Annotated in this window: 29 protein-coding genes and 1 tRNA gene; 6 read left to right on the plus strand and 24 right to left on the minus strand. The window is 65.7% G+C overall.

The features are described 5' to 3' along the window. Nucleotides 1-30: 30 nt before the first annotated feature. From AAFN89_RS01085 to AAFN89_RS01095, 3 genes are read right to left on the minus strand one after another with little or no spacing between them, the layout of a single operon-like run. Nucleotides 31-1,041, minus strand: coding sequence for a septal ring lytic transglycosylase RlpA family protein (locus tag AAFN89_RS01085; protein WP_347535014.1), 1,011 nt, complete (start codon nucleotides 1,039-1,041; stop codon nucleotides 31-33). After that, nucleotides 1,029-2,057, minus strand: coding sequence for a lytic murein transglycosylase (locus AAFN89_RS01090; protein ID WP_347535016.1), 1,029 nt, complete (start codon nucleotides 2,055-2,057; stop codon nucleotides 1,029-1,031). Before AAFN89_RS01090 ends, AAFN89_RS01085 begins: the two co-directional genes overlap by 13 nt. Nucleotides 2,058-2,111: 54 nt before the next feature. Then, entirely contained in the window at nucleotides 2,112-2,930 is an 819-nt protein-coding gene (locus tag AAFN89_RS01095; protein ID WP_347535017.1) for a YdcF family protein, read from the minus strand. 126 nt (nucleotides 2,931-3,056) lie between these two features. Here AAFN89_RS01095 and AAFN89_RS01100 point away from each other — a divergent pair. Continuing rightward, nucleotides 3,057-3,147, plus strand: a tRNA-Ser gene (locus AAFN89_RS01100). A gap of 171 nt (nucleotides 3,148-3,318) precedes the next feature. Here the strand turns inward: AAFN89_RS01100 and AAFN89_RS01105 are convergent. From AAFN89_RS01105 to AAFN89_RS01135, 7 genes are all read right to left on the minus strand, one after another. Then, nucleotides 3,319-4,089: a hypothetical protein gene (locus AAFN89_RS01105; protein WP_347535019.1), complete on the minus strand. Its 771-nt coding sequence runs from the start codon at nucleotides 4,087-4,089 to the stop codon at nucleotides 3,319-3,321. After that, nucleotides 4,061-6,505 (minus strand): N-6 DNA methylase, encoded by a 2,445-nt coding sequence (locus AAFN89_RS01110; protein WP_347535021.1) that lies wholly within the window; start codon nucleotides 6,503-6,505, stop codon nucleotides 4,061-4,063. The genes AAFN89_RS01105 and AAFN89_RS01110 overlap by 29 nt, the downstream gene beginning before the upstream one ends. Continuing rightward, nucleotides 6,502-6,954: a hypothetical protein gene (locus AAFN89_RS01115; protein ID WP_347535023.1), complete on the minus strand. Its 453-nt coding sequence runs from the start codon at nucleotides 6,952-6,954 to the stop codon at nucleotides 6,502-6,504. Before AAFN89_RS01115 ends, AAFN89_RS01110 begins: the two co-directional genes overlap by 4 nt. Nucleotides 6,955-7,324: 370 nt before the next feature. Next, nucleotides 7,325-7,831, minus strand: coding sequence for a GNAT family N-acetyltransferase (locus AAFN89_RS01120; protein ID WP_347535025.1), 507 nt, complete (start codon nucleotides 7,829-7,831; stop codon nucleotides 7,325-7,327). Next, nucleotides 7,828-8,118: a DUF1778 domain-containing protein gene (locus tag AAFN89_RS01125; RefSeq protein WP_347535027.1), complete on the minus strand. Its 291-nt coding sequence runs from the start codon at nucleotides 8,116-8,118 to the stop codon at nucleotides 7,828-7,830. The genes AAFN89_RS01120 and AAFN89_RS01125 overlap by 4 nt, the downstream gene beginning before the upstream one ends. A gap of 43 nt (nucleotides 8,119-8,161) precedes the next feature. Then, entirely contained in the window at nucleotides 8,162-8,290 is a 129-nt protein-coding gene (locus tag AAFN89_RS01130; RefSeq protein WP_347535028.1) for a hypothetical protein, read from the minus strand. 2 nt (nucleotides 8,291-8,292) lie between these two features. Further along, complete coding sequence (locus AAFN89_RS01135) at nucleotides 8,293-8,994, minus strand: TerC family protein (RefSeq protein WP_347535030.1); 702 nt, start codon at nucleotides 8,992-8,994, stop codon at nucleotides 8,293-8,295. A gap of 171 nt (nucleotides 8,995-9,165) precedes the next feature. On the opposite strand from AAFN89_RS01135, the gene AAFN89_RS01140 reads away from it, so the two are divergent. Next, nucleotides 9,166-9,630 carry a hypothetical protein gene (locus AAFN89_RS01140; RefSeq protein ID WP_347535032.1) on the plus strand — a complete coding sequence of 155 codons (465 nt, stop codon included), beginning with the start codon at nucleotides 9,166-9,168 and terminating at the stop codon, nucleotides 9,628-9,630. On the opposite strand, the gene AAFN89_RS01145 is transcribed toward AAFN89_RS01140, so the two are convergent. Together AAFN89_RS01145 and AAFN89_RS01150 are read right to left on the minus strand one after the other, a co-directional pair. After that, a complete protein-coding gene (locus AAFN89_RS01145) occupies nucleotides 9,600-10,511 on the minus strand; it encodes an NAD(P)/FAD-dependent oxidoreductase (protein WP_347535034.1) in 912 nt (303 codons plus the stop codon). The two genes, AAFN89_RS01140 and AAFN89_RS01145, sit on opposite strands and share 31 nt — an antisense overlap. Continuing rightward, nucleotides 10,501-10,962 (minus strand): Rrf2 family transcriptional regulator, encoded by a 462-nt coding sequence (locus AAFN89_RS01150; protein ID WP_347535036.1) that lies wholly within the window; start codon nucleotides 10,960-10,962, stop codon nucleotides 10,501-10,503. The genes AAFN89_RS01145 and AAFN89_RS01150 overlap by 11 nt, the downstream gene beginning before the upstream one ends. A gap of 171 nt (nucleotides 10,963-11,133) precedes the next feature. On the opposite strand from AAFN89_RS01150, the gene AAFN89_RS01155 reads away from it, so the two are divergent. Beyond that, nucleotides 11,134-11,472, plus strand: a complete 339-nt coding sequence (locus tag AAFN89_RS01155; protein WP_347535038.1) for a DUF167 domain-containing protein — start codon at nucleotides 11,134-11,136, stop codon at nucleotides 11,470-11,472. Here the strand turns inward: AAFN89_RS01155 and AAFN89_RS01160 are convergent. Continuing rightward, complete coding sequence (locus AAFN89_RS01160; protein ID WP_347535040.1) at nucleotides 11,469-12,173, minus strand: glutathione S-transferase N-terminal domain-containing protein; 705 nt, start codon at nucleotides 12,171-12,173, stop codon at nucleotides 11,469-11,471. The two genes, AAFN89_RS01155 and AAFN89_RS01160, sit on opposite strands and share 4 nt — an antisense overlap. Before the next feature lie 88 nt (nucleotides 12,174-12,261). Between AAFN89_RS01160 and AAFN89_RS01165 the strand changes: the two genes are divergently transcribed. Then, complete coding sequence (locus AAFN89_RS01165; protein WP_347535042.1) at nucleotides 12,262-12,804, plus strand: AAA family ATPase; 543 nt, start codon at nucleotides 12,262-12,264, stop codon at nucleotides 12,802-12,804. A 3-nt stretch (nucleotides 12,805-12,807) separates the two neighbouring features. Here the strand turns inward: AAFN89_RS01165 and AAFN89_RS01170 are convergent, their stop codons facing one another. The 5 genes from AAFN89_RS01170 to proS form a co-directional block, all read right to left on the minus strand. Further along, nucleotides 12,808-13,236, minus strand: coding sequence for a DUF1772 domain-containing protein (locus AAFN89_RS01170; protein ID WP_347535044.1), 429 nt, complete (start codon nucleotides 13,234-13,236; stop codon nucleotides 12,808-12,810). A gap of 17 nt (nucleotides 13,237-13,253) precedes the next feature. Beyond that, a complete protein-coding gene (gene dnaE / locus AAFN89_RS01175; RefSeq protein ID WP_347535046.1) occupies nucleotides 13,254-16,721 on the minus strand; it encodes a DNA polymerase III subunit alpha in 3,468 nt (1,155 codons plus the stop codon). An 88-nt stretch (nucleotides 16,722-16,809) separates the two neighbouring features. After that, on the minus strand, nucleotides 16,810-17,502 hold the full coding sequence (locus tag AAFN89_RS01180) for an ABC transporter ATP-binding protein (RefSeq protein WP_347535048.1): 693 nt from the start codon (nucleotides 17,500-17,502) through the stop codon (nucleotides 16,810-16,812). Next, nucleotides 17,495-18,736 carry a lipoprotein-releasing ABC transporter permease subunit gene (locus AAFN89_RS01185; RefSeq protein ID WP_347535050.1) on the minus strand — a complete coding sequence of 414 codons (1,242 nt, stop codon included), beginning with the start codon at nucleotides 18,734-18,736 and terminating at the stop codon, nucleotides 17,495-17,497. Before AAFN89_RS01185 ends, AAFN89_RS01180 begins: the two co-directional genes overlap by 8 nt. Before the next feature lie 80 nt (nucleotides 18,737-18,816). Continuing rightward, complete coding sequence (gene proS, locus AAFN89_RS01190; protein ID WP_347535052.1) at nucleotides 18,817-20,127, minus strand: proline--tRNA ligase; 1,311 nt, start codon at nucleotides 20,125-20,127, stop codon at nucleotides 18,817-18,819. Between the two features lie 311 nt (nucleotides 20,128-20,438). Here proS and AAFN89_RS01195 point away from each other — a divergent pair, with 311 nt between their 5' ends. Then, nucleotides 20,439-20,912, plus strand: coding sequence for a hypothetical protein (locus tag AAFN89_RS01195; protein WP_347535054.1), 474 nt, complete (start codon nucleotides 20,439-20,441; stop codon nucleotides 20,910-20,912). A gap of 4 nt (nucleotides 20,913-20,916) precedes the next feature. On the opposite strand, the gene AAFN89_RS01200 is transcribed toward AAFN89_RS01195, so the two are convergent. Continuing rightward, complete coding sequence (locus AAFN89_RS01200) at nucleotides 20,917-21,357, minus strand: hypothetical protein (RefSeq protein ID WP_347535056.1); 441 nt, start codon at nucleotides 21,355-21,357, stop codon at nucleotides 20,917-20,919. Nucleotides 21,358-21,487: 130 nt separating this feature from the next. Here AAFN89_RS01200 and AAFN89_RS01205 point away from each other — a divergent pair, with 130 nt between their 5' ends. After that, nucleotides 21,488-22,780, plus strand: coding sequence for an NCS2 family permease (locus AAFN89_RS01205; protein ID WP_347535058.1), 1,293 nt, complete (start codon nucleotides 21,488-21,490; stop codon nucleotides 22,778-22,780). Nucleotides 22,781-22,822: 42 nt separating this feature from the next. Here the strand turns inward: AAFN89_RS01205 and AAFN89_RS01210 are convergent, their stop codons facing one another. Genes AAFN89_RS01210 through AAFN89_RS01230 form a run of 5 tightly spaced genes read right to left on the minus strand, consistent with a single transcriptional unit; the run spans nucleotide 22,823 to nucleotide 26,498 of the window. Further along, nucleotides 22,823-23,371, minus strand: coding sequence for a DNA-3-methyladenine glycosylase I (locus AAFN89_RS01210; protein ID WP_347535060.1), 549 nt, complete (start codon nucleotides 23,369-23,371; stop codon nucleotides 22,823-22,825). A 13-nt stretch (nucleotides 23,372-23,384) separates the two neighbouring features. Beyond that, nucleotides 23,385-23,639: a DUF1467 family protein gene (locus tag AAFN89_RS01215; RefSeq protein WP_347535061.1), complete on the minus strand. Its 255-nt coding sequence runs from the start codon at nucleotides 23,637-23,639 to the stop codon at nucleotides 23,385-23,387. After that, nucleotides 23,636-24,040: a methylmalonyl-CoA epimerase gene (mce, locus tag AAFN89_RS01220; RefSeq protein WP_347535063.1), complete on the minus strand. Its 405-nt coding sequence runs from the start codon at nucleotides 24,038-24,040 to the stop codon at nucleotides 23,636-23,638. Before mce ends, AAFN89_RS01215 begins: the two co-directional genes overlap by 4 nt. Beyond that, nucleotides 24,040-25,716, minus strand: coding sequence for a ribonuclease J (locus tag AAFN89_RS01225; RefSeq protein ID WP_347535065.1), 1,677 nt, complete (start codon nucleotides 25,714-25,716; stop codon nucleotides 24,040-24,042). Before AAFN89_RS01225 ends, mce begins: the two co-directional genes overlap by 1 nt. Next, nucleotides 25,713-26,498: a type III pantothenate kinase gene (locus tag AAFN89_RS01230; RefSeq protein WP_347535067.1), complete on the minus strand. Its 786-nt coding sequence runs from the start codon at nucleotides 26,496-26,498 to the stop codon at nucleotides 25,713-25,715. Before AAFN89_RS01230 ends, AAFN89_RS01225 begins: the two co-directional genes overlap by 4 nt. Nucleotides 26,499-26,501: the final 3 nt, after the last annotated feature.

Below are 26,501 nucleotides of genomic sequence, written 5' to 3' on the forward strand. Positions count from 1 at the left end.
CGCCGACTTTGAAAACCCTCAATCACCCCATCAATCCACGATGATCCGCGCGCCCGTCTCGCCGGCATTGATGACGCTCGCCAGCACGCGGTCGGCGTCGTCCACGGAAGAGAGCGGCCCCAGCCGGACGCGGTAGAATTCCGTTCCGTCGACCATCGCCGTGGTGATCTGCGTCGTGGTGATGGAGGACAGCCGGTCGCGAAGCTGCGTGGCGTTCTGATAGACGGAGAAGGCGCCGGCCTGGACGAAGATGCTGCTGGGCGTCACCGGCTCCTGGATGACGACCGGCTGGGGCGCGATGTCGCCGTCGGGAAGTTCCACCGTCGGCGCGATCACGGTCGGCGGGCCGGGATCGCTTGGCGCAGAGGCCGGCTCCGCCGCCGGCGCCGGTTCCGTCGGTATGGGTCCCGAGGACGCCAGCGGTTCCGATGTCACCGAACCGGCCGGGGCGGCCACCACGATCGGCCCCGCCGATTGCTCCGGAACGGGAGGCGGCGTCCCGCCCCTGCCCTGCCGCGCCAGCGCCGCCACCTGGCGGCTTTCCTCCGGCAGTATCTGCACCCGCACCCGCGCCGTCCCCTGGCTGCGAAAGCCCAGAAGCTCCGCCCCCCGCCGGGACACGTCGATCAGCCGCCCGTTCACGAACGGCCCGCGATCGTTGACGCGCAGCACGACCGACCGGCCGTTCTCCAGGTTCGTCACCCGCACAAGGGAGGGCATCTGCAGCGTCGGGTGGGCCGCCGTCAGCGTGTCCTGGTCGAATATCTCGCCATTGGCCGTCAGCCGATTATGAAAGCCGGGGCCATACCATGAGGCGATCCCCGTCTCGTCATAGGAATAATCTTCCTCCGGGTAGTACATGACGCCGTTGATCTCATACGGGTTGCCCACCTTGTAGCGGCCCTGGCTCGGATCGGCCGTCGCGCCGCCATCGGCGATGCCGGAACCCGCCTGGTTGCCGCCGCAGGCGGCCAGCACCAGCAGAGACAGCATCGCCAGGATCGGCCACGCCGTATCGCGATAATCGGTCAATAGACGCATGAATACCCCCGAGGCCCGTCCTGGCAGCTTCCGATGAGATCGGAAAGGATGCCGATGCTGGTGGCGAAATAGGTCGACCGGTTCCACCGCATCAGCACGTTGAAATTCTCATAGACAAGAAAGGCCGGGCCGCCCGCCCCGTCGGGACGGATCAGCGAAGCCTCCAGCGCCGCCGCCGGCAGCGCGCCGCCGCCGGCCCGCCTCACCCCCTGGTCCGCCCATCGGGAAAGCGGCAGCGACCGTTCCAGCCCGACCAGCGCGGGATCGATGCCCGCCGGAAGGTCGACCTGCCGCCCCCAGGTCAGGCTGTCGTCCCAGCCAGCCTCGGCCAGATAGTTGGCGGCGGAGGCGAAGACGTCGGCGGTCGTGGTCCAGATGTCCCGGCGGCCGTCGCCGTCATAATCCTCCGCATAGCCGAGGAAGCTCGACGGCATGAACTGGCTCTGCCCCATCGCGCCGGCCCATGATCCCTGCATGGCGCCGGGGGCGATGTGCCCCTGCTCCAGGATCATCAGCGCGTTCAGCAGCTCCTCCCGGAAATAGTCCGCGCGCCGACCGTCATAGGCCAGCGTCGCCAGCGATCGGATGACGGAGAAACCTCCCGTATTGCCGCCGAAATTCGTCTCCAGCCCCCACAGCGCGACGATGAAGCGCGGCTGCACCCCGTATTGCGCCGCGACCTCGCGCAGCAGCGCCTCATGCTGCCGCACCAGCCGCCGCCCCTCCGTCACCCGGACCTCGGAAATGACGCGGTCCATATACTGGGCGAAGGTGATCGACCCTTCCGGCTGAGCGCGGTCCAGCTCGATGACCCTGGGGTTGGGCTCCAGCCCTGAGAAGGCGGTGTCCAGGATTTGGTCGGAGACGCCCTGCGCCGCGGCTTCCGCCCGCACTCCCCGGAGCCATTCGCCGAACGGCACCTGCTGCGCCATTGCCGCCGGCGCGACTGCCAGCCACAGCAAGCCGATCAGCGACGCGAACGCCAGCGATATCCGCCTGCCGACTGGGTGACCCATATACCCGTTCCCGTTTACCAAAACCTCACAACATCTTGTGCCACAGCTTCGCCGTCACATCAATCGCGGGCTCGGGGATTCGGGCGCGGGAAACAGCGCGCCGGTGCGGCCCATCAGCCAGTAGGCGGCAAGGCCCAGCCATTCCCGCGCCGCGCCGTTCAGCGCGATCAGCCCCGCCTCCAGGTCGAAGGTCGGGACCGGCGGGATATCCGGCCCGGTCTGATAGTCCACCGGATAGGCGATCACCGGCCACCCCGCCTGCCGGAACACGCCGACCGATCGCGGCATATGGGCGGCAGAGGTCACCAATATCCACGTTTGCCCGGCTGACACCTCTGCCAGCGCCGCCGACAGCACCGCGTTTTCATAGGTGTTCCGGGACGCCCTCTCCCACAGGATGCTTTCGGGCGCGATTCCGACGCTCGGCATCAGCGCGCGGACGACATCGGCTTCCTTCATCTCCTGCCCGAAGACGGCGCCGCTGCCGCCGGTGAAGATGTGGACGGCATCGGGATAGCGGCGGACCAGTTCGGCGAAGCCGGTCAGCCGCTCCGCCGACGCCTTCAGGGCCGGCGCGTCCCGCTCGGCGGCCAGAATCGGATCGACGAAGCCGCCCAGCACGATCACCCCGTCCACCTCGCCCGCCGGCGGCAGCACCGCCGGCTGGGGGAACCGGTTCTCCAGCGGCGCCAGCAGCCAGGCCCCGACCGGCAGCACGGCGACGATTGTCAGTGCAACGACGGAGCCCCCGATCAGCGCCCCGCCGAACCGCCTGCGCCCTGCCAGTGCCAGAAGGCACCCGGCGATGAGCAACAGCAGCAGCAGGTTCCCCGGCTGCGCAACCGCCCAGAAGAATTTGGAGAAGACGAACATGGGCCGCGTGATACAAGAACCCCCGCCCGCTGGCGAGCGCCTTGAGACGGGGGACCTCCGCCCGCGCGCCCCGACCATCGATGTTGCCGCGCCCCGGCTCAGCGGCTAGAAATCTCCCCCGGCAGCGGAGGGATGGCCGAGCGGTTTAAGGCGGCAGTCTTGAAAACTGTTGTGGGTTGATAGCCCACCGTGGGTTCGAATCCCACTCCCTCCGCCAAATACCGCCGATTCTACGCTACAGCCCGATATTTCTTGGGGATCAACAACGGTCGGTATCGACCCCATTGCCGCCGCTCCTGCGTCGCTCCGGAGGACTGCTTTTGACCCATTGCCGACACTGTGGACGTCCGCTTCAGTGGCGTTGCCTTAGAGCAGGCGCAGCGCGCGGCTAGGCATGTACCACGCACCGTGCGAGTTCCTGTCGCAGATAAAGAAGGCTGTGGTTGAGCCACCGGCTTAGCGCCAGAAGATCGCTCGGCGCGTTCATGTGGCGACCGACATCGCCCGACGGCGTGGGAAGCCACCAAGGTGCTGCGCTCGCCAAATGCATGCGCTCGACCGAGAGCCGCCGAACCAGATCATCGACCGTTGGCTCCTGTAGCGCGGTCTCGAAATCTTCAACTATCTCCACCGGCTCGGGTTGGAAATCGGCCGGATGGTCTTGAGCCAGACTACGCATTAAATCAATCTGCCAATGGGGATGACCCGCGCCTGGGCTTTGAAACGAAACCTCCGGCCCCTCCCACTTTGTGATGCCGGGCCATTCCAGTCGGAGAAACTGAGGCTTGATTGCCTCGTGACGTTTTCCAAGATAGACGGTCAGGCCCATATTCTTGAACCTGTAGGGTCGTTGCCCCGTCGTCAGTTCCCAGGCTTCCTGCCAGCCCAGCCAGGCGAACAGATTGCTCGGCATCTCGCATAGCGGCGCCACCCAGCTTGCGCCGCCTTGATCGCGGGTGACGCGTTCGCACGCCGCACCCCGCAAGCCGGCCCATACGCGATCGGACTGGTAGTCTGCGTCCACCCGCAGTTGTCGCGGGTCAAGCTCGAGAGCTGCGACGATCAGGCCTTTGAGCTCGATCCATCGTTGGTCGAGCGCGCCCTTGGTGGCCCGAAGCTCCGGCTGCGGGCTAAGCGATTGCGAGGCTGGGCGCGCCATACATCTCCGCCACAGTCTGAGCCGTTCGGCTGCGCCAAGACGGATCGGTCACATCGACAGCCTTACCAAGCATCGCCAGTTCGCTCACCCGGCGGCCGGCGCGCGGGTCAATACTGAGCGCTCGCAAATCGGGCAGAGGCATGGGATTGACGTGACGGGCGCTGAGGTCAAACTGACCGCCGGCGACATGTGGGGCGTAGAGACTGAGCAGCTTGGCAAACGGCGATGAATTAAACATCGCCACATAGGCGGCGAGAAGGTCAGCCAAGGGCAGAGCCTCATCATCCGCCTCGATCAGCGCCGCTTTCGGCGTCCAGACGTGTCCCATCACCGCGACATAGTCAGCTTTGTAATCGCCCACGAAGCCGCCTTCGGCGGAGAAGAACTTGCTGATAATCCGGGGGCCCTCGTTATAGGCCCAAGATCGCGATCGCATCAGTCCCCACCAATCAGCGCGTTTGGACTGCAAGATAGTCGCGCGGCTCGCCAAGCGCTCACGAGCCGGCGAGAGCATTGTTTTGAAGTAACTGGGTACGGCTTCGGCGACCGCCGCTTCATCCGCGAACAGCGGTCCCGCGGCCGTATGGGGGAAGAACACATAGTACGGCTTCACAACCCGGCCATTTTGAATGGAGTCGGTCATGGTCGCGATGCGGAAGGCCTTTCTCTCTTTCGCCGGCAGGGCGCGCCACTCCTCGTCGGTCAGCAGCAGGATATCGTTGAGCCCGGTCTGAATGCCCTGAGAAACTTCGAAGAGATCCTGCACGCTGGGCAAGGACAGTTCACTCAGATCGGTCAGGAGCCGCTCGGTGGCCGGCGTCGGCAGCCGCCAGGTCGGCCGTCCGGTCAGCGAGTCCGACAGGATCGGAAACAGGCTCCAATTGCTTTCGATGATCGGAGCCGTCGGCGCAGCGCCGTTGAGCTTGCGGATCTGGCGCAGGGCCTCGCCGGTGGCGGCCGCGTCGTTCTCCGTCAGGATGGCGGTCAAAGTCGAGGGAGCCTGCGGCCGGCCCTTGCGCACTACCGCGCAGGCGACCTGGACCATGGCGTGCGAGAACAGGCCGAAATCGCCGATCGAGGCGAGCATGCGCACATCGCCTTCGGACGCCAGTCTCTCGCGCCAGCTCGCCGCGGCCTTCAAAGACAGGAGGCTGGCCGGAAACAGCGAACCGAGAACCCCGCCGGGGTTGAGCGCTTGGAGGCCACGCGCCACGAATGCCATACTATAGTCACCTCGCGCCGCGCTGGCGTCGGTGGCGTCGCGCAGTTGCTGGCGCTGCTCAGCGCTCTGAGCTCCGAAGGCGATGAATGGCGGGTTCATGACGATGACGTCGCAGGCCGGCATTCCTGCATCGCCCAGCGAGTCGCCGAGGGTCAGCTCAAGTTCGACCCCACCGCTGGGCGACCAGTCTCGCAGAGACAACCGCAAGACAAAACGAGCCATAGCGATGGCGGCGGCGGAAATGTCCAGTCCCACCAGTTTCAGTCTGCCGTTGAATCCCGCGCGGCGCAGCGCGCGCAGCGCTTCGTGCAAGAACGCCCCCGAGCCGCAGGCCGGATCACACAGCGTCAGCGCTTGGCGACTGGCCAGATCAGGAATGGCGGCCAGCACCTGCTCGACAATGCTGCGGGCTAGGGCTGGCGGCGTGAAATGGGTGCCGCCGCGATTGTCCACGCGAGTCTCGGGCGCATCGATCAGGCCAAACAGGTCGAAATTCGGCGAGACGCGCAGCAGTTCGAAATGCGCCTCCTGGAAAAGCTGGCCGCCGGCATGGCGGATAGCCAAGGCCGGGTGCAGCCGCAGGAACGACAGACCGCCCGGCGCCGCAGCGACCTCGGCCCCCGCTGCGTCCAGGCCGTGAGCCGCCAGTCGCGTACAAAGCTCAGGACCGTCCTCGGCCAGACCTAGGGCCGCCGGATCGACTTGATAGTGCTGCGGCGCGATCAGCCGCGCCAGGGCAGCGAGATAAATGTCGGTCGTGCGCGCGTCCGGCAGGCCCGCGTTGTGGCTTAGCGAGCGAATGCGCCGGAAATAGTTGAGCAGATGATCGACCACGCCGCGATTGGAGCGCAGACGATCTTTGTTGAGATAGGCATAGAACCGGTCGAGGCTGCGCTCGACGCCGCCTCGCTCATAAACTCGGGGCTCGTGGGGCGCATCCCACCGTAGCATCGCCACCTTGTCGTCGGTGACGGTGACGTGGTGGGGAATATCGCTCGACCAAGCCCATCCGGCCGGATCGTTGTGCCGCCACAGATCCTCCGTCGAGGTCGAAAGCGCGAAGGTGCCAAACCCGCCGTCCAGCAGGACGTGGTGATCGCCAGGCAAGGGGGCGGCGTCATGGCCTTCAAAGAGCGGCGCGAGCGCTAGGCCGAAGCGCTGGCTCCAGTCGAAGGCGAGGCCAAACCCGGTCATCGGCGCACCGCCACCGCGGGAAACAACGGCAGTTGTGCTTCGACTAGCAGTTGGCTGGGCGTGGCCAGGGCCTCCAAGTGCCGACGCAGGCCGACGGTCAAACAGGCGTCCTTGGCGTAGATTTCCCCGTCCAGTTTCAGCAACGCCTCCTGAGCGTTGGGAAACACCGCGACCGCGCCCCATAGGGAGGGGAACGAGCGCCCCTTCAAGAGCGTCTGCAATTGCGCAATGGCCAGGCGCCAGCCGCTGACCTCGACGCCATAGCGCTGGTGAACCTCGTTGAGGACGCGCAGTGCCAAAATGGTTTGCCAGGAAAAGAGCGCCAAATGTCCGCGCCCTGCCGGCGGCACGTCCGCAGTCACCACGGCGCGTCGCCCACACCACTCGCGAAGTTGGTGGGGCGTCAAGCCTGACAGGCGTGCGGCGTCGGATGCTTGGACCAGCGACATTTAGAATGGGTATCATACCCATCCTGACGGCGCCATCGCCAATTCAGTTTCAACCATCCCACGATTCGAGCCGCGCTATATGCGCCGCCACCTGCCTAGGGCGGTTTTGGAAGCACCCGGCCAAGCAATCATGCCGGTGATCGAATGTCCGAGTGTTGGCGGGGTACCAATGACCAGAACTGGCGCTTAGCTGCCTCTAATGACTGTCTATCGTTACGACCGCTTTCCACCCCATTCCCGCCATCCGCTCATCCATCAATTTTGGAGGGCTATAGCGTAGACGTAGTTCTCTGTTTCATCGGCTTCGGCCCGCCATTTTCGGTATTGTCCGGCCTTCTCAGGATACTTCAGCCAGCAGGGTCTGGCGCGCTCATACCGATAACAAGCTCATCGCAGTCGCCACCGGCAGGTAGAGCGTGCGGGGGCGCTCGGTCAGGGGCACAAAGCCGAACGCTTCATAGAAGGCGGCGGCGGCGTCATCGATGGCGTCGGCAAAGATGGCGTGTGCGCCGATAGGCGATGTCGCCACCGTCCTGATCGCATCGAACAACAAGGCATCCCCAAGACCCTGACCGGCATAGTCGGTGTGCCGGCCGAGCCATCCGATCAGGACGGCCGGGACGGAAGGATAACGAGGCAGCTTCTTCGCCAGGGTTTTGGGCACGTCATTCAATGGCACGGTGCTGGACGAAAGCGTGTAGAAGCCCGCAACGCGATCCGTGGATATCTCTCGCGCGACGAAGCAGGTCGCATATTTGCGCTTCACGTCCTGCGAGACGGTTTCCCTGAAATAGCGGTCGATTCGCTCATTTCCGCAGAAAAAATCCGCCCGCTTGTGTTTCTTTTCCAGCGGCTCGATGACGAAGCGGACGCTCACCGCCGTTCGACAAGGTCGGCGTGCCGCTTCGCGGCCCGCGCCAATCGCGCATTCGGCGCGGGCGGTTCGATCAGCGCCTGAGCGAAGCGGATTTGGTCGGCGCGCGCCAGACGCATGATTTCGGCGTCTTCGACAACGCGCCGGGCGTCCTCACCCGCAGTGGCGACGATATAGCCGGTCAGGGTCATGCCGCGCAGCCGCGCCGCACGCTGCATCTGCTCATAAACCCGAGCCGGAATGCGCGCTTCAAGACGGGCGGTGCTGTTATCCGCAAGGGCTTTGGGCATGGCTGACTCCTTGTCGTCCATATACGGCATATTGCCGTAATATTCAACTCGACTCCGGCACCCGCCGTCCGGTCTTCTCCGCAGCAGCCAGTTTCACCCTGACGAAGATTGCCGCCGCGACGAGGAGTATGAAATTGATCCAGATCCAGCCTGGAATAATGAAGTTCCGCATGGTCAGGCCTCCTGTTCCTGGGTTTTATGCCTGGCGGCGCGACGGCTGAGGAAATAGCCGAGCGCCACGACGAAGACCGCGCCCACCGCGGCGACGGGAAGCTCGATGCGATGGATAAGCTCCTGCCCGAAGGTGCTGACCAGCCACGGGTCGGAAACCACCATCTCGGCGGCGACCCAGCCGAGCAGCGCGGCTCCGCCCCAGACCAGGATCGGCAGGCGGCCAAGCAGCGCCATGATGATCGCCGAGCCGGCGATGATGAGCGGCACCGAGATGACGAGGCCGACGATGAGCAGCGTGGTGGAACCCTGCGCCACGGCGGCGATGGCCAGGACATTGTCGAGGCTCATCACCGCATCGGCGATCGCGACGGTGCGGATCGCGTGCCAGAGCTGCCCTGTCTGCTGCACCACGCCGCCGCCTGCCTCGTCCTCACCGAGCACCAGCTTGACCGCGATCCACAGGAGCAGACAGCCGCCGACGATCTTCAGGAAGGGCGTCGAGAGAAGCGTGACGACGACGATCGTGAAGACGATGCGCAGAACGACCGCGACAAGGGCGCCGAGCACCATGCCGGGGCGCTGTTTGCTGGCCGGCAGTCCGCGGCAGGCCATGGCGATGACGACGGCATTGTCGCCGGAAAGGATGATGTTGATCCAAATGATCTGCGCGAGCTTGAGAAGCTCGGGACCGAGACTTTCCATTGAAACTTACTCCGAAGGCGTACCGCGTGGGCGGCATGCGCGACGTCCCGGCCAGCGCGCGGCTCTTGATGGCCACGGGAGGCGCGGGTTATCGCGGGCAAGGCGACTTGGGCGCGCCCTAAGGCGCGTCCGGCCGCCATCGCTTCAGAGGATCGGAGGACCTGTGCAGGGATGCGCGGAGAGGTGAGGGAAAAAGGAAGGCCAGACATCGGTCGCCTGATATCCGGCATCCTGGGCGCAATGGAGCGTCGCAAGGTCGAGGAAGGTGGCTTCTTCCTGGTCTGCTTCTGCTTCTTCCTCGAGTTCTTCGGCAACGCTGAGCGTGGCGCTGCCGGTGTCCGCGGCGTCACTCCGCGGATCGGCGGGCGCCGAGATGTATTTCTCGAACCCGTTGCCGGAGCGAGGCGCGTCGAAGGTCGGCGCAAGCGTCGCCAACAGCGCGAACAGCGCCAGGAAGACCTGCGCAAGGCCGCTATGGAGGCGGGACTGACGCAGAATGAACCTCTCTCAGCACGTCGATTTCAGCGGTTTTTCACATTCGAGGACGGCCCCCGCCATGTCAAGCGTGAGGCTCGTCGTCTGTCATCCAGTCACCGCCATTCGCGTTACGCCGCCGCCCCGAAGATCAGCGCGTGATGCACCGAGGCGCCGGCCATCACGCCGTCGGCGGAGGCGAAGGTGGCGTTGTGGCGGGCGCTGGCGATGTCGCCGGCCGCATAGAGGCCGGGAACGCTCGTCATCTTCATGGCGTCGGTGCGGATGATCGGGCCGAACGGACCGTCCTCCAGCGCGCAGCCGAGCTGGCCTGCGATCGGGCTGCGGAGGCTGGTGCTGGGCGCGAGATAGAGGGCGGCAAGTTCCACCAGCCGCCCGTCGGCGAGCCGGATTCCGGCGAGGTGCGGCGCCTCCCCTTCCAGCCCCGCGACCGGCGCGGGTTCGATCGTCACCTTGCGGGCGGCGAGGCGGGCGCGAGTTTCCTCGTCCGGCAGTTCGCCGCCATTCAGGAAGAAGGTGGTCGGCCCCCAATCGGGGATCAGCGCCGCCTGATGGGCCGATAGCGGCATGAGGCTCAGCACGCCGAGCGGCCGCCCCAGGAATTCATAGCCGTGGCAATAGGGGCAATGCAGCACCGTCTCTCCCCAGCGTTCCCGGACGCCGGGAATGTCGGGCAGCCCGTCCTCGATGCCGAAGGCCAGCACCATCTTCCGCGCGGAGAGGCGCTCCTCCCCCTCCCCGGCCAGCGTGATCGTGAACCCGGCCTCCTCCGCCTCGGCGGCCGAAGCTTCGGCGTCGACGAACCGCACGTTCGGATAGGCGGCCAGCTTGGCGCGGGCGCCGGCGATCATCTCGCGCGGCGGCATGCCGTCCTGCCCGAAGAAGCCATGGGAGGCGGCGGCGAAACGGTTTCGCGGCGCGCCGGTGTCGATCACGCAGACCGACCGGGTGCCGCGCGCGAGCTGCATGGCGGCCGAAAGGCCGGCATACCCGCCGCCGATGATGATGGCGTCATACCGCATGTGTCTGATCCTCCAGCGTCTGGCCGCCCGCCGCGAGCCGGCGGTTGAAATCACGGGACAGGGCGGCGAGCGTCACCGCCTTCAGATGCGCCTGGAACACCGCCTCCGCCTCACGGAAGGCGTCGTCCAGCGCGTGGTTGACCGATTGTTCGACCAGGCAGCCCGGCATCTCCGTGCGATGGCCCAGCGCGAAAAGCGCCGGCTCTCCGACAGCCTCATAGATGTCCGCCAGCGTGACCGCGTCGGGATCGCAGGCGACGGTCCAGCCGCCACCATGCCCCTTGGCGGAGGTGACGAACCCCTTCTCCCGAAGCCCCGCCATGACGCGGCGGACGACGACGGGGTTCGTGCCCATCATCCTCGCCAGTTGCTCGGAGGTCGCCGGCGCATCCGCGCCCAGCATGTGGAGAAGGACGTGCAGGACGCCCGATAGCTTGCTGTCTCGTTTCATGTAACTTTACATGTTACATGTCGGGATGTGTTGCAACCCCCTACCCTGTCAATTTCTCGGGTCCGGCTTTTCGGCGATCATCATGGCCGGCCGGTCCGGTCCAGATTCGTGACGGATATCGAAACGAGGTTTATTCCTTCGCACCGCGCTTTCATGGGCAGGAGTTCCGTCATGGATTACGAAGCGGGCAAACCCTATGGTCCCGATGGCGACGGCGTGCGGCTCGCCGTCCGGCTGACGCCACGGGCGTCGCGCGACGGGCTGGACGGAATTGTCGCCGGTCCCGACGGCCGTCCGGCCCTGCAATTGCGCCTCGCCGCCCCGCCGGTCGACGGCGCGGCCAACAAGGCGCTGATCGCTTTCCTGTCGAAGGCGCTGGGCCTGCGCAAATCCGATATCGCCATCCGGTCTGGCGGGAAATCCCGGCTCAAGACCCTCCATCTGTCGGGCGACAGCGCCGCGATACTGGCCCGGCTGGATGGCTGGACCGGTAGAGAGTCCGGCTCCTAAGGTCGCTTCGGTATCTCCAGCCCGCGCTGGACGGCCGGACGGGCGAGGCCGCGCTCCAGCCAGGCCGGCACATGCTTCAGCCTGTCATAGTCCACCAGTTCCCCGGCGTCGTAGAAGCCGACCAGGTTCCGCACCCAGCCCAACGTTGAGACATCCGCGATCGTGTACTCGTCGCCCATGATCCATTGCCGCCCGTCCAGGCGCGTCTCCAGCACGCCGAGGAGGCGTTTGGATTCGTCGCGGTAGCGGTTGAGGGGCCGCTTGTCCTCGATCTCCCGGCCGGCGAACTTGTGGAAATAGCCGACCTGGCCGAACATGGGGCCGATTGCGGCCATCTGGAAGAACACCCACTGGATGGTCTCGTACCGTTGCGCGGCGTCGGCCGGCAGCAACTTCCCCGACTTCTCCGCCAGATAGAGCAGGATCGCGCCTGATTCGAACAGGCCGATCGGATTGCCACCCGGCCCGTCCGGATCGATGATCGCCGGAATCTTCCCGTTCGGATTCAGCGACAGGAACTCCGGCGTCCAGGTCTCGTCCTTGCCGATATCGACTGCGTGCGGCTCGTAAGCCAGCCCCATCTCCTCCAGCGCGATGGAAACCTTCACGCCGTTCGGCGTCGGGAAGGAATAGAGCTGAATGCGATCGGGATGCGCCGCCGGCCAGCGGCTGGCGATCGGGAAGGCCGAAAGGTCAGACATCCGGGACTCCTTGGCTCGGAACAGGAAGCCGCGATGATAGCCACGACATCGCCGCCGGCCAAACCCCAACATCACCAGGAAATCAGCGATGCACCACTCCACCCCGAACTTCCACATCGTCACCGGCGGTCCCGGCTCCGGCAAATCGACCCTCATCGACGCGCTGGAACATAAGGGATTCGCCCGGTCGATCGAAGCCGGACGCGGGGTCATCCATGACCAGATGGCGGTGGGCGGGACCGCCCTGCCCTGGCGCGATCCGGCCGCCTATGCTGAGCTGATGCTGTGCTGGGAGATGCGGTCCCACCACATCGCCCGCGCCCATGACGGCCCCGTCATCTTCGATCGCGGCGTGCCGGACATCGTGGGCTATCTGCGCCTGACGGGCCTTCCCGTACCGGCGCATGTCGACAAGGCCGCGCGGATGTTCGGCTACAACCGCCGAATCTTCCTCGCCCCGCCCTGGCCGGAGATCTTCGAGCAGGATACCGAACGGAAGCAGGATTTCGAGGAAGCGGAACGGACCTGCCGCGCGATGGTCGAGACCTATGCTTCCTACGGCTACGACCTCGTGGAACTGCCCCGCGCCTCCGTGGAGGAGCGCGCGCGGTTCGTCATGGACCGGCTGTAGCTCTCAGACCATCATCCACAGGAACGCTCCGGCGGCGGCGGCCCCCAGCGCGCCGCGCACGGCATGCAGGCGGCTCCAGAGGATCATGTCCTCGCGCGGGTTCCGGGCGATGTCTTCCGGACGGATATCCAGCAGCCGGCGGTTGACCGGCATAACGACCAGCAGCGTATAGGGCCAGTTTGCCAGGCTGAAACCCGCGCCGACCAGCCAGCCCCAATCCCCCGTGGTGACCCACGTCGCCGCGCCCAATACCGCCGCCGCCATCGCCAATGTCGCCTGCATCGCGAAACCGCGCTTGTAGCTCAGCTTCCATTGCCGGAGCATCGGGGCGGGCTCCAGCGTCAGGCGCGCCGGCTGCTCCGCGATGTTGATGTAGATGGCCGCGCCGGCGAATGCCGATGCGGCGACCAGCGCCAGCAGCCCCGCAAGCATCGTCTTCCGCCTCCCCGTCAGATCTCTTGAACGTCGATCACGCCCGGGATGGCCTTCAGCGCCGCGCGTCCCCGCGCCGTGACGGCATATCGCTCCGGCAGCGCGATCTCCACCTCCCGGACCGGGTCCACCGGAACGAAGATGCTGATGCGACCCTTGCCCTTCCCTTCCCGGTCGAGCGTCGCCCGCAGCGTCGGCGCCGCCTCATTGTCGTTGACGAACACCTTCAGATGGACGCCGGCATTCGCGATGGCGTTGTCCAGCGCTTCGACCGCCGTCGCGGTCAGCCGCCAGTCATCGTCCTTGGCCTGCGCCTCGATCGACACCAGAAGCGGCACGGCCTCCTCCAGCAGTTCGCGCAGCCGCCCCATCGTCTCGCTGAAGAAGGTGACCTCGAACACGCCGCCCGTGTCGGAAAGCTGGATGAAGGCCATCCGGTTGCCGGTCTTCGTCGTCATCTCGCGCTTCGACAGCACGATGCCCGCAACCTTGAACTTGGTGGACATGCGGGCGCGCAGCCGGCGGAACATCTCGTTGGACGGCGTCGCGCCGACCCGCGCCGTGTTCATCGTGTCCAGCGGATGGGCGGAAAGATAGAAGCCGATCGCGCCGAACTCCTCGTCCAGCCGCTGCATCTGGTCCCAGTCGGCCCGCGCCGGCAGTTTGGGTGCGCTCAGCGCCACGCCGGAACCGCCGAACAGGCTGTCCTGGCCGCTGTTCTTCTCCTCCGCCGTCGCCTGGGCATAGCGCACCAGCACATCCACGCCGCCATGCAGATAGGCCCGGTTGTCGTTCAGGGAATCGAACGCGCCCGCCCTGATGAGATTCTCAAGCTGCCGCTTGTTCACGACCTTCGAATCGAGCCGCCTGGCGAAATCGAACGCATCGGCATAGGGGCCGTTGGCCGTCCTCTCCCGGACAAGGGCCGCCATCGCCTCGCTGCCGACTCCCTTGACCGCGCCCAGCGCGTAGCGGATCGCCTTGCCTTCGGCCTGCTTCTCCACCCCGAACACGGCGTCCGACCGGTTGACGTCGGGGATCAGCAGCGGCACAGACAACCGGTCCAGCTCCTGCCGGAAAACGTTCAGCTTGTCGGTGTTGCCCAGATCGAGCGTCATCGACGCGGCCATGAACTCCACCGGATGGTTGGCCTTCAGATAGGCCGTCTGGTAGGCGACCAGCGCGTATGCGGCGGCGTGGCTCTTGTTGAAGCCATAGCCGGCGAACTTCTCTACCTGGTCGAAGATCGACGCGGCCTGGGCTTCCTTGACTCCCCGCGCTACCGCGCCCTCCACGAAGATCTTCTTCTGGGCGTCCATCTCCGACTTGATCTTCTTGCCCATCGCCCGGCGCAGAAGGTCGGCGCCGCCCAGGGAGAAGCCCGCCAGGACCTGGGCGACCTGCATCACCTGCTCCTGATAGATCATGATCCCGAACGTCTCCTCCAGGATCGGCTGGAGCGTCGGGTGCAGGTAGTCGGGATCCTTCTTCCCGTTCTTGACCTCGATATAGGTCGGGATGTTGTCCATCGGGCCCGGACGGTAGAGCGCGACCAGTGCGATGATGTCCTCGAACCGGTTGGGCTTCATCTGGCGCAGCACGTCCCGCATGCCGGAACTTTCCAGCTGGAACACGCCGACCGTCTCGCCCCGCCCCAGCATCTCGTAGCTGGGCCTGTCATCCAGCGGGATCGTCTCCAGGTCGAAATCCGGATGATCCTGCCGGATCAGATCGACCGCGCGGGCCAGCACCGTCAGGGTCTTCAGCCCCAGGAAGTCGAACTTCACCAGCCCCGCCTGTTCGACATATTTCATGTTGAACTGCGTGACCGGCATCGGCGAGCGCGGATCCCGATAGAGCGCCACAAGCTCAGACAGCGGCCGGTCGCCGATGACGACGCCCGCCGCATGGGTGGAGGCGTGGCGGTAGAGACCTTCCAGCTTCAGCGCGGTGTCGATCAGATGGCGCACCGTCTCGTCGCTGTCGCGCATCTCCCGAAGCTGCGGATCGCCGTCGATCGCCTGCTGCAGCGTGACCGGATTGGCCGGGTTGTTCGGCACCATCTTGCAGAGGCGGTCGACCTGCCCGTAGGGCATCTGGAGGACGCGGCCGACATCGCGCAGCACGGCGCGGGCCTGGAGTTTACCGAAGGTGATGATCTGGGCGACGCGGTCGCCGCCATATTTCTGCTGGACGTAGTCGATCACCCGGTCGCGCCGGTCCTGGCAGAAATCGATGTCGAAATCCGGCATCGACACGCGCTCGGGGTTCAGGAACCGCTCGAACAGCAGGCCGAAGCGCAGCGGGTTGAGATCCGTGATGGTCAGCGCCCAGGCGACCACCGATCCGGCGCCCGATCCGCGGCCGGGGCCGACCGGGATCCCCTGCTCCTTCGCCCATTTGATGAAGTCGGCGACGATCAGGAAGTATCCCGGAAACCCCATCTGCTCGATGACGCCCAACTCGTAATCCAGCCGCTCCCGATAGGGCTTGGCCTCCGCCTCCCGCGTCGCCTGGTCCATCTCCGGTCGGAAGACATGAACCTCCAGCCGCCGCCCCAGCCCGTCATGGGCCTGGGCGCGCAGCTCGTCCGCCTCGGTCCGTCCGGCGACCGTCGGAAAGGCCGGCAGGATCGGGGCCCGCTTCTCCGGCATCACATGGCAACGCCGGGCGATCACCGCCGTGTTCAGCACCGCTTCCGGCAGGTCGGAGAACAGCGCCGCCATCTCCTCCGCCGATTTGAAATGGTGCTCCACCGTGACGCGACGCCGGTCGCTCTCGACGACATAGGTGCCGTCGGCGATGCACAGCAGCGCGTCATGCGCCTCGAACATCTTGCGGTGCGCGAAATAGACGTCGTTGGTCGCGACGAGCGGCAGATCATGCTTATAGGCAAGGTCGACCAGCGCCGGCTCTATCCTGTCCTCGACCGGATCGCCATGGCGCATCAGCTCGACATAGAGACGTCCGGGATAGATGTCGCGGAGCGTCAGCAGGGTCGCCTCGGCCTGGTCCGCGTGCCCCTCCGCCAGCAGCCGGCCGACCGTGCCGCCGGGACCGCCGGAAAGCGCGATCAACCCCGTGGCGTGCCGCTCCAGCGCTTCCCAGCCGACATGCGGCTCCTCGCCCGGCTCTGTCTCCAGATAGGCATGGCTGAGCAGCGCCATCAGGTTGGTGTAGCCCGCCTCGTCCTGGGCCAGCAGGACGATCTGGTCGGGCTTCGGTTTCTGGCCGTTGCGCCCGGCACCGCCGGCGATATCGGGCCGCGCGACGTTGAGCACCGTGCCGGTGATCGGCTGGATTCCGGCATCGGCCGCCGCCAGGGAGAATTCCAGCGCGCCGAACAGGTTGCTGCTGTCGGTGACCGCTACCGCCGGCATGCCCTGTTCGACACAGAGCTTGACCAACTCCTTGACCTTCAGCGCCCCTTCGGACAGCGAATAGGCGGAATGGACGCGAAGATGGATGAAATCGGCGTTCGGCATGGCGGCAACATCGCAGCCGCCGACGGACCCGTCATCATGAACTTATCGGGAACGCGATGTGGAACATGGGGATGAAAATCACCAAAGGTCAGGCGGCCTTCCGGAGCGCCGTCAGATGCCCGTCCCGCATCTCCAGGACTCTGTCCATCTGGTCCGCCAGATCCAGGTTATGGGTGGCGATCAGGGCGCCGGTTCCGGTTTCGTGGACCAGCCCCTTCAGCAGCGCGAAGACATCCTCCGCCGTGTGCTCGTCCAGATTTCCCGTCGGTTCGTCGGCCAGCAGGATCCTGGGCTGGTTGGCCAATGCGCGGGCGATCGCCACCCGCTGCTGCTCGCCGCCGGAAAGCTGGCCCGGACGATGGGTGGCGCGGTCGGCCAGCCCGACCTTGGCCAGCAGATCGCGCGCCCGCTCCTTCGCCTTCGACCGCGATACGCCGTCGATCATCTGCGGCAGGATGATGTTCTCCTGCGCGCTGAACTCCGGCAGCAGATGGTGGAACTGATAGACGAAGCCGATGGCCGTCCGGCGCAGCGCCGTCCGCTCCCGGTCGCCCAGCGTGTCGCAGCGCGTGCCGTCGACCGTGATCTCCCCACCGGTCGCCCGCTCCAGAAGGCCGGCGATGTGCAGCAGCGTCGATTTGCCCGACCCGGAGGGGCCGACCAGCGCGACCAGCTCTCCCGGCTCTATGGACAGCGACGCGCCGCGCAAAACGTCCAGCTTGTGTCCCGCCTCGTCGAACTGGCGGGTGATGTCCTTGAGGGTGAGGATGGGCTCACTCATAGCGCAGGGCCTCCACGGGATCGAGGCGCGCCGCCCGCCATGCCGGATAGATCGACGCGGCGAAGGAGAGGCCCAGCGCCATCGCGACCACTGTCACCACCTCCATCCAGTCGATCTCGGCCGGAAGCTGGCTCAGGAAGTAGATTTCCGCGCTGAACAACTCGGTGCCGGTCAGGGACTGGAGCCCCTGGCGGATAACCTCGATATTATCCGCGAAGGCGACGCCGAGCCCGAGGCCGAGAAGCGTGCCCACCAGACCGATCGACGCGCCGGTCAGGAAGAATATCCGCGTGACCATGCCCCGCGTCGCGCCCATCGTGCGCAGGATCGCGATGTCCCGCCCCTTGTCCTTCACCAGCATGACGAGGCCGGAGATGATGTTGAAGGCGGCGACCAGGATGATCAGCGTCAGGATCAGGAACATGACGTTTCGTTCGACCTCCAGCGCGTTGAAGAAGCTGGAATTCGCCTGCTGCCAGTCCCACAGCCGCGCCCGGCCCGCTACGATCGGCTGAAGCTGTGCGCGCGCAGCGTCCAGTTCGCCCGGATTCTCCACGAAGATGTCGATGTTGGTGGCCGCGCCCTGCATCTGGAGAAAGATCTGGGCGGCCTCCAACGGCATATAGACGAAGCTGTTGTCGTATTCGTACATGCCGACCTCGAAGATCGCCGCTATCTCATAGGCGCGGGATCGGGGCATGGTGCCGAAGGCCGTGGCGCTGCCCTGTGGGGCCGTCAGCGTCAGGCTGTCCCCCAGCGTCAGGCCGAACCGCTCGGCCATGCGCTGGCCGACCGCGATCACGGGGCCGGAGAAGTCGCCGGGATTCTCTATCTCCAGATTGTCCGCGATGGACGGCCGGCGCAGGAAATCCTCGGGCCTGACGCCGCGAATGGCCGCGCCGCTGGCGCTGCCGCCATGGGTCACCAGCGCCTGGCCTTCGATCACCGGCATGGCGTCCAGCACCAGGTCCAGTTCGCGCAGCCGCTCGGTGAACTCGTCATATTCGGTCAGCGGGCCGTTCAACCCATAGGCGCTGAGATGCCCGTTGAGGCCCAGCACCCGTTCCACCAGCTCCTGGCGGAAGCCGTTCATCACCGCCATCACGATGATCAGCGTCGCCACCCCCAGCGCGATCCCCAGCAGGGAAAAGCCCGCGATGACCGAGATGAATCCTTCCTTACGGCGCGCGCGGAGGTATCGGAACGCGACCAACCTCTCAAAGGCGTTGAACATCCGGGACCTTTCCTATCCGTCCGCGCGCAAGGAAGCGGGCTTTTGTGGCGAATCTAAGGGCCGGCCCTACCCTATCTACCCTACCCCGCCAGCTTCGCCAGCGCGGCTTCCAGGGACAGTTCCTGCCGCTCGCCCGTCGCGCGCCGCTTCAGCTCCACCACGCCGTTCTGCAGTCCGCGCGGGCCGACGATGAGTTGCCAGGGCAGGCCGATCAGATCCATCGACGCAAACTTGGCGCCCGCCCGCTCCTCGCGATCGTCGTAAAGCGTCTCGATCCCGGCCGCCTCCAGCCTGCCCATGATGTCCTCACAGGCCTTGTCGCAGGCTTCGTCGCCGCTCTTCAGGTTGATCAGCCCGACGCCGAAGGGCGCGACGCTGTCCGGCCAGATAATGCCGGCATCGTCGTGGCTCGCCTCGATGATCGCACCGGCGAGGCGGGAGACGCCGATGCCGTAGGACCCCATCTCCACCGGCACCTGATTGCCTTCCGGGGTCGTGACCGTCGCGCCCATGGAGGCGGAATATTTGGTGCCGAAATAGAAGATATGGCCGACCTCGATCCCCCGGCGCGTCTCCAGCTTCTCCGCCGGCACAGGGCAGTCCGCGGCGACATGCATTTCGTCGGCGGCGGCATAGAGCCCGGTCACGCGCTCAACGAAGCTCTCCAGGTCGCCGTCCGGCCCCGGCGCGTCCTCCATGTCCAGTTCCAGCAACGCCCTGTCGATGTGCAGTTCGCTCTCGCCGGTATTGGCCAGGATCTGGAATTCGTGGCTGAGATCGCCGCCGATCGGCCCGGTATCCGCCTTCACCGGGATCGCCTTCAGCCCCATCCGGGCGAAGGTGGACAGGTAGCAGACGAAGAACCGGTAGTAGGATTGCCGCGCCGCCTCGGGCGAAATGTCGAAGCTGTAGGCGTCCTTCATCAGGAATTCCCGCCCGCGCATCACGCCGAAGCGGGGCCGCACCTCGTCCCGGAACTTCCACTGGATATGGTAGAGAAGCTGCGGCAGGTCCTTGTAGCTGCGGATCGACGACCGGAAGATGTCGGTGATCATCTCCTCGTTGGTCGGGCCGTAGAGCATGTCCCGCTCATGCCGGTCGCGGATGCGCAGCATTTCCTTGCCGTAATCGTCATAGCGCCCGCTCTCCCGCCACAGGTCGGCCGGCTGGATCGTCGGCATCAGCAGTTCCTGGCAACCGAACCGGTCCTGCTCTTCCCGGACGATTTGCTCGATCTTCTTCAGGACGCGGAAACCCAGCGGCAGCCAGGCATAGATACCGGCGCTGGTCTGGCGGATCATGCCGGCGCGCAGCATCAGCCGGTGCGACACGATCTGCGCCTCGCTGGGATTTTCCTTCAGCGTGGGCAGGAGATAGCGGGAAAGACGCATGGGGTGACGGGTCCCGACAGGGCTGTTTCGAAAGCGGCGCGACTTTAGGGAATGCGCCCGCCCCTGTCCACGGGCGCGCGCAGTCCGATCGGAACCATGACGGATGTCGGCTGTTGCTTCGGCAAAGGATGCGCAACGACTGGTTGTGCTTATCCGACACCGAAGCGAAGGAAGGACAAGACATGGCGATTGGCGAAAGGAGCATATGGTTGGGCTTGGCGGTGGCCGGCTTTCTCACCGCAACAGGACATGCCCCGGCCCAGGCTCAGGAAGCTCTCTCAGCAGACGAGGTCAGGGGCTTCTTCGAAATCATGGGACAGGACGTCACGCAGGCGGTGCGGTCGGGCGACTATGAAACCCTGCTCGACTGGACGGAAAGCAGGATCGCGGACGAGGCGACCTTCGCCATGAGCCAGGAACTCTATGTGGGGGAGGAGCGCAAGGCTTTCTCCGTCACATCGCTGGACAAGCAGGACATGGTCCGGTTCGGCCATATCGTGCTGGGCATGATGTCCCGGATGCCCGACGATGCGATGCAGGATTACGAGCTGACGGTCGAGGTTCTGGATGTCCATCCGATCGGGCCGAACGCCGCGACGGCGACGACCCGGTTCACGGAGAGCGGAAGGTTCGCCATGACCGGCGGAGAAGATGCGGAGCAATCCTCGGCCGAACCCGCGCGGATCGAAGCCACGGCGGAATGCACCCATCTCCTGCGGCGTGACGAAGGCTCCGGCGATCTGATGCTGGGTTTGAGCGCCTGCGAGGCTCGTACAAATCTCTGAAACCCTACCGGACGCCCCGGCAGGCAGCGGCGACGACCTGCTCGTCCTCCGGCGTCAGCGGCTGGCCGTTGAAATAGAGACGGTTGTCCTCGAGCGTCACTATGCCGACCCTCACCTCGCCGTCGAAAAGCGCGGGATCGGCCGGGATGCCGTACCGGTCGGCAAGGTCTACCGTGATCGGGATGTCGAAGCTGTCGGGAAGCGTGATCCGCGATCCGCCGGGCAGGTCGGCGGGCGCGACCGGCCGTCCCATGGCGTCGGTTCCCGGCCGGTAGGCCACATCCGGCGCGGGGACATGGGGGACAAGTGCCTGGCATTGCCGCTCCGTGATCGTGACGCGCAGCGCGTCACCCTCGACCACGACCGATTCGGCCGCCGCCGAAAGTCCGGGCGTCAGGAAAAGCGTCAGGAGATATGCCGATGCGCGGATCATCGTCGCCAACATACTCGATTCCCTTGACGATTCCCTAAGCTCCCGCCACGGATGGAAAATTACGGTTCTATGTCGCGGCAACTGTGGCAATACTCCGGCCGCGCGAAGGGGCGCGCCTTAAATCCAAAGAGGGGCAAAGGGGATGTTTGAAAGGTATTTCAAGCTGGAGGAGCATGGCACGTCGATCAGGACGGAGGTGCTGGCGGGGCTCACCACGTTCCTGACCATGGCCTACATCATCTTCGTCAATCCGAGCATCCTGAGCGAGGCTGGGATGGACCGCGGGGCGGTCTTCGTCGCGACCTGCCTGGCCGCCGCGCTCGGCACCGCGATCATGGGACTGTACGCCAACTATCCGATTGCGCTCGCCCCCGGCATGGGGCTCAACGCCTACTTCACCTACGGCGTCGTGCTGGGCATGGGCTATACGTGGCAGGTCGCGCTGGGCGCGGTCTTCCTCTCCGGCATCATCTTCATCGTCATCAGCATCCTGCCGATCCGCGAAGCCATCATCAACGCGATCCCGCAGTCGCTGAAGATGGCGATCTCCGCCGGTATCGGCCTCTTCCTCGGCATCATCGGCCTGGCCAACGCGGGCATCATCGCCGACCATCCGGTGACGCTTGTCACCATCGGCGACCTGACCCAGCCGGCGCCGATCCTGGCCGTCATCGGCTTCATCGCCATCGCCGCTCTCACCGCATGGCGCGTTCCGGGAGCCATCATCATCTCGATCCTTGGCGTGTCGATCATCGGCATGGTCCTCGGCGTCTCCCAGTTCGGCGGCGTCTTCGACATGCCGCCGAGCATGGCGCCGACCTTCCTTCAACTCGACATATCCGGAGCGCTCAGCATCGGCCTCCTGTCGATCGTGTTCGCATTCCTGTTCGTCGATCTGTTCGATACAGCCGGGACGCTCGTCGGCGTGGCGCACAGGGCCGGGCTATTGACCTCCGAGGGCAAGCTGCCTCGCCTGGGCCGCGCACTGATGGCGGATTCGACTGCCACCGTCGCCGGGTCGATCTTCGGAACCTCGACGACGACCAGCTACATCGAAAGCGCCGCCGGCGCCAATGCCGGCGGGCGGACGGGCCTGACCGCCATTACGGTGGCGATCCTCTTCGTGTTGGCGATCTTCCTTGCTCCGCTGGCGACCAGCATCCCGGGTTACGCCACCGCGCCGGCGCTGATCTTCGTCGCCTGCCTCATGGCGAGGGGCCTGGCGGAGGTCGATTGGGACGATGTGACGGAATACGCGCCGGCGCTGGTGACGGCGATCTCCATGCCGCTCACCTACTCCGTCGCCCACGGCATCGCATTCGGCTTTATCGCCTATGCCGCGATCAAGCTGTTGAGCGGCCGGTTCCGCGAGGCGAGCCCGACCGTTGTGATCCTCGCCATCCTGTTCGTCGTGAAGTTCGCCTATCTGGGCTGAGCGGCTTGAGTAGCCCCGGACGTGCGTTAATGGCGTCCGGGGCTATCCGCCTGTCTTCATCCAGGGCGGCGACAGCCGGGCGATCCGCTCATGGGCCGGACAGTCCTGAACGTGCGCCCCCGGCAGGTAACCCAGGCTCATCAGGAACTCGCCGACGATCTCTCCGCCCGTGAAGCGGAAGGTCTTCCTGAACAGCCGCACCCATTCCGCCTTCTCCAGCGGGTGATGCGCGTCCAGCCATTGGGCGAAGCTCCCATGGCTCTCCCGGATCTCCTGCAGCGTCCGGGCGTTGGCGATCGCGGCGTCGACCTTCAGCCGGTTCCGGATAATCCCGGCGTCCGACAGCAGCCGTTGCCGGTCCTCCTCGCCATAAGCGGCGACGCGGTCGATGTCGAACCCGTCGAAGGCTTCTCGGAACGCCTGTCGTTTCTTCAGGATCGTCAGCCAGGAGAGGCCGGCCTGGTTGATCTCCAGCACCAGCCGCTCGAACAGCACGCTGTCGTCGCGGTGCGGGAATCCGTACTCCTCGTCGTGGTATGGACCATGCTCCGGATGGCCCGGCGCGATGTCGCAATAGGTCGTCCCGCCCATGATCGCTCCAGCCTCACCGTTCGATGGTCGCCGCCCAGTCGCGGAAGGAGAACACGTCTGAGATCACCAGCACATAGATGATCAGCCATATGACGGCCGCCACCGCCGTCGTGATCCCGAATTTCAGCAGCAGCCGGGGCCTGTCCGGCGCGCTGGAGGCGTGCCCCTCCTCCACATGCTCCGGTGGTTTCACGCCCCATGGCAGAACCATGAACAGGACCACCCACCAGGTAATGACGTAGACCACGATCGCGGAGACGATGTTCATATCTCTTCCAGTTCCACCAGCGTGCCCGCCATGTCCTTGGGATGCAGGAACAGGACGGGCTTTCCGTGGGCGCCGATCTTAGGCTCCCCCTCGCCCAGCACCCTCAGCCCCTCGGCCCGAAGCCGGTCCTGCGCCGCCTTGATGTCCGCGACCTCATAGCAGACATGGTGGATGCCGCCGGCCGGGTTCCGCTCCAGGAACTTCGCGACCGGCGACTCCTCCCCCAGCGGATGGAGCAGCTCGATCTTCGTGTTCGGCAGCGTGATGAAGACGGTGACGACGCCATGATCCGGCTGGTCGACCGGCGCCGACACCTCCGCGCCCAGCGCGTCCCGGTAGAGCGCGATGGCAGCCTCCAGGTCCGGGACGGCGATCGCGACATGGTTCAGCCGGCCGATCATCAGTCGATCCTGACAAGCTGGATGTCGATCATCGGCTTCTTCCCCTGCGCCATCCTGATGGTGCGCCGGACCGCCAGCCGCGCCGCCTCTCGCACCGCCTCGTCATCCTTCCGGGCGGCCTTGGAGAGGTTGTCGACCGCATCCTCGATACGGTCCATGAGCGCGATCTTCTTGTCCTCCTCGTCGCCGTCATCCTCCAGCCCGATCAGCGATATCTGCGGATCGGCCAGCAACTCGCCGGAGCGGTCCAGCACCAGCGTCGCGACGGCGACGCCTTCATTGTTCATCCGGTGCCGGCTCTTGACGACGCCATTGTCCAGGCGGATCAGCTTTGAGCCGTCCAGCGCCAGCCGCCGCACCTCGATCTCGTCGACGATTCCCGCCTTCCCGGCTTCCAGCCGGATGATCGCGCCGTCATGGGGAATGACGATCTCCGGCACCTGGCAGGCGTCGGCCAGCCGCGCATGGGCCTGAAGGTGCTTCGGCGTGCCATGGACCGGCACGGAGATCCGGGGCCGCAGCCACTGGTAGAATTCCGTCAGCTCCTCCCGCGCCGGATGGCCCGAGACATGGACCATCGCCTCGTCGGGCGTGATGATCTCCACCTCCAGCCGCGCCAGGTTGCTCTGCACCCGGCCGATGGCCTTCTCGTTGCCCGGTATCTCGCGGGCGGAGAAGATGACCGTGTCGCCCTTCTCCAGCACGATGTGGTTGTGATCGTCGCGCGCGATGCGGGCCAGCGCCGATCTCGGCTCTCCCTGGCTGCCGGTGCAGACCATCACGATCTGGTCGGGCGGCACGTGCGCCGCCTCCGCTTCGGTCAGGAACGGCTCGGGCAGGTCCAGATAGCCGGTCTGCTTCGCCGCCTCATGGACCCGCCACAGCGACCGGCCGATCAGCGCGCATTGCCGGCCGTTGGCGTGCGCGGCCTCCGCGACCGTCTGGATGCGCGCGACGTTGGTGGAGAAGCAGGTAACGGCGATGCGCCCCCTCATGCCGCCGATGGCCTCGGTCAGCTTCCGGCGGACCTCCCCTTCCGATCCCGACCGCCCCGGCTCCAGCGCGTTGGTGGAATCGCATACCAGCGCCAGCACGCCCTCGTCGCCCAGCCGCCGCAGAGTCCGTTCGTCCGTCTGCTCTCCGACCAGCGGCTCGGGGTCCAGCTTCCAGTCGCCGCTATGGACGACCAGCCCGTGGGGCGTCCGCAGCACCAGCGCGTTGGGCTCCGGCACCGAATGGGTGACGGTCACGAACTCCACGTCGAACGGCCCGATCGACTGCCGCCCGGACAGCGGCACCTCGATGATCTTCACCTTCTTCGCGAAATCCGTCTCCGCCAGCTTCAGCCGCAGCAGCGCCGCGGTGAAGGGTGTGGCGTAGATCGGGCATTTCAGCCGGGGCCAGAGATACTGGATGGCGCCGAAATGATCCTCGTGCGCGTGGGTCAGCACCAGCCCGACCAGATCCTTCCGCCGTTCCACGATGAAGGAAGGGTCGGGCATCAGCACGTCGATCCCCGGCGTCGATTCGTCGCCGAAGGTGATGCCCAGATCGACGATCAGCCATTTGCCGTCCAGGCCGTAGAGATAGAGGTTCATCCCGATCTCCTCCGACCCGCCCAGCGGCAGGAGGTGGAGACCGTCCAGAGGGGCAATGCCCCCGTCCATATGCGTCATCGGGCTCTGTTGCGTTCGAATACCAGTTGAAGGCCGCGCAGCGTCAATTCGCTGTCGACATGGTCGATCATGTCTGTCGCGGCGGCGAAGACGCCACCCAGCCCCCCGGTGGTGACGACGGTGACGGCGGGATCGCCGGTCGGCGACAGCTCCGCCTTGATACGGGTCAGCAGCCCCTCGATCATGCTGGTATAACCCCAGAACATGCCCGACTGCATGGCCCCGATCGTCCCCTTCCCTATTACCGTTTCCGGCCGGACGATTTCTACCTTGGGAAGCTGGGCTGCGACCCTATGCAGCGCGTCCAGCGCCAGGTTCGGGCCCGGCGCAATGACGCCGCCGGCATAGTTGCCGTCGGCGTTCACGATGTCGAAGGTCGTGCCGGTGCCGATATCCAGCACGATCAGCGGCGACGGATAGCTGGCGGCGGCCGACAGCGCGTTGACCAGCCGGTCGGCCCCGGCCTCCTTCGGGTTGGTCAGCAGGTTCCGGATACCCAGTTCGACCTCCGGATCGCCGACCCTCATGGGCTCGCAGCCGAAATGGTCGGAACAGAGCCGCACCAGGTTGAACGTCGCCGCCGGCACCACGCTGGACAGGATGGCGTGGCTGACATCGATCGGCCGCAGCCCCTTCATCGCCATCAGATTGATCAGCCAGACGGCGTATTCGTCGGCGGTCCGGCGGCTGTCGGTGGAGATCCGCCACTGCCCCTTCTTCTGCCGGCCCTGGAAGACGGCGAAGACGATGTTGGTGTTGCCGGCATCGATGGCGAGCAGCATCGG

This window comes from Inquilinus sp. CAU 1745 (assembly GCF_039839375.1).
Taxonomy (GTDB): domain Bacteria; phylum Pseudomonadota; class Alphaproteobacteria; order DSM-16000; family Inquilinaceae; genus JBDOQU01.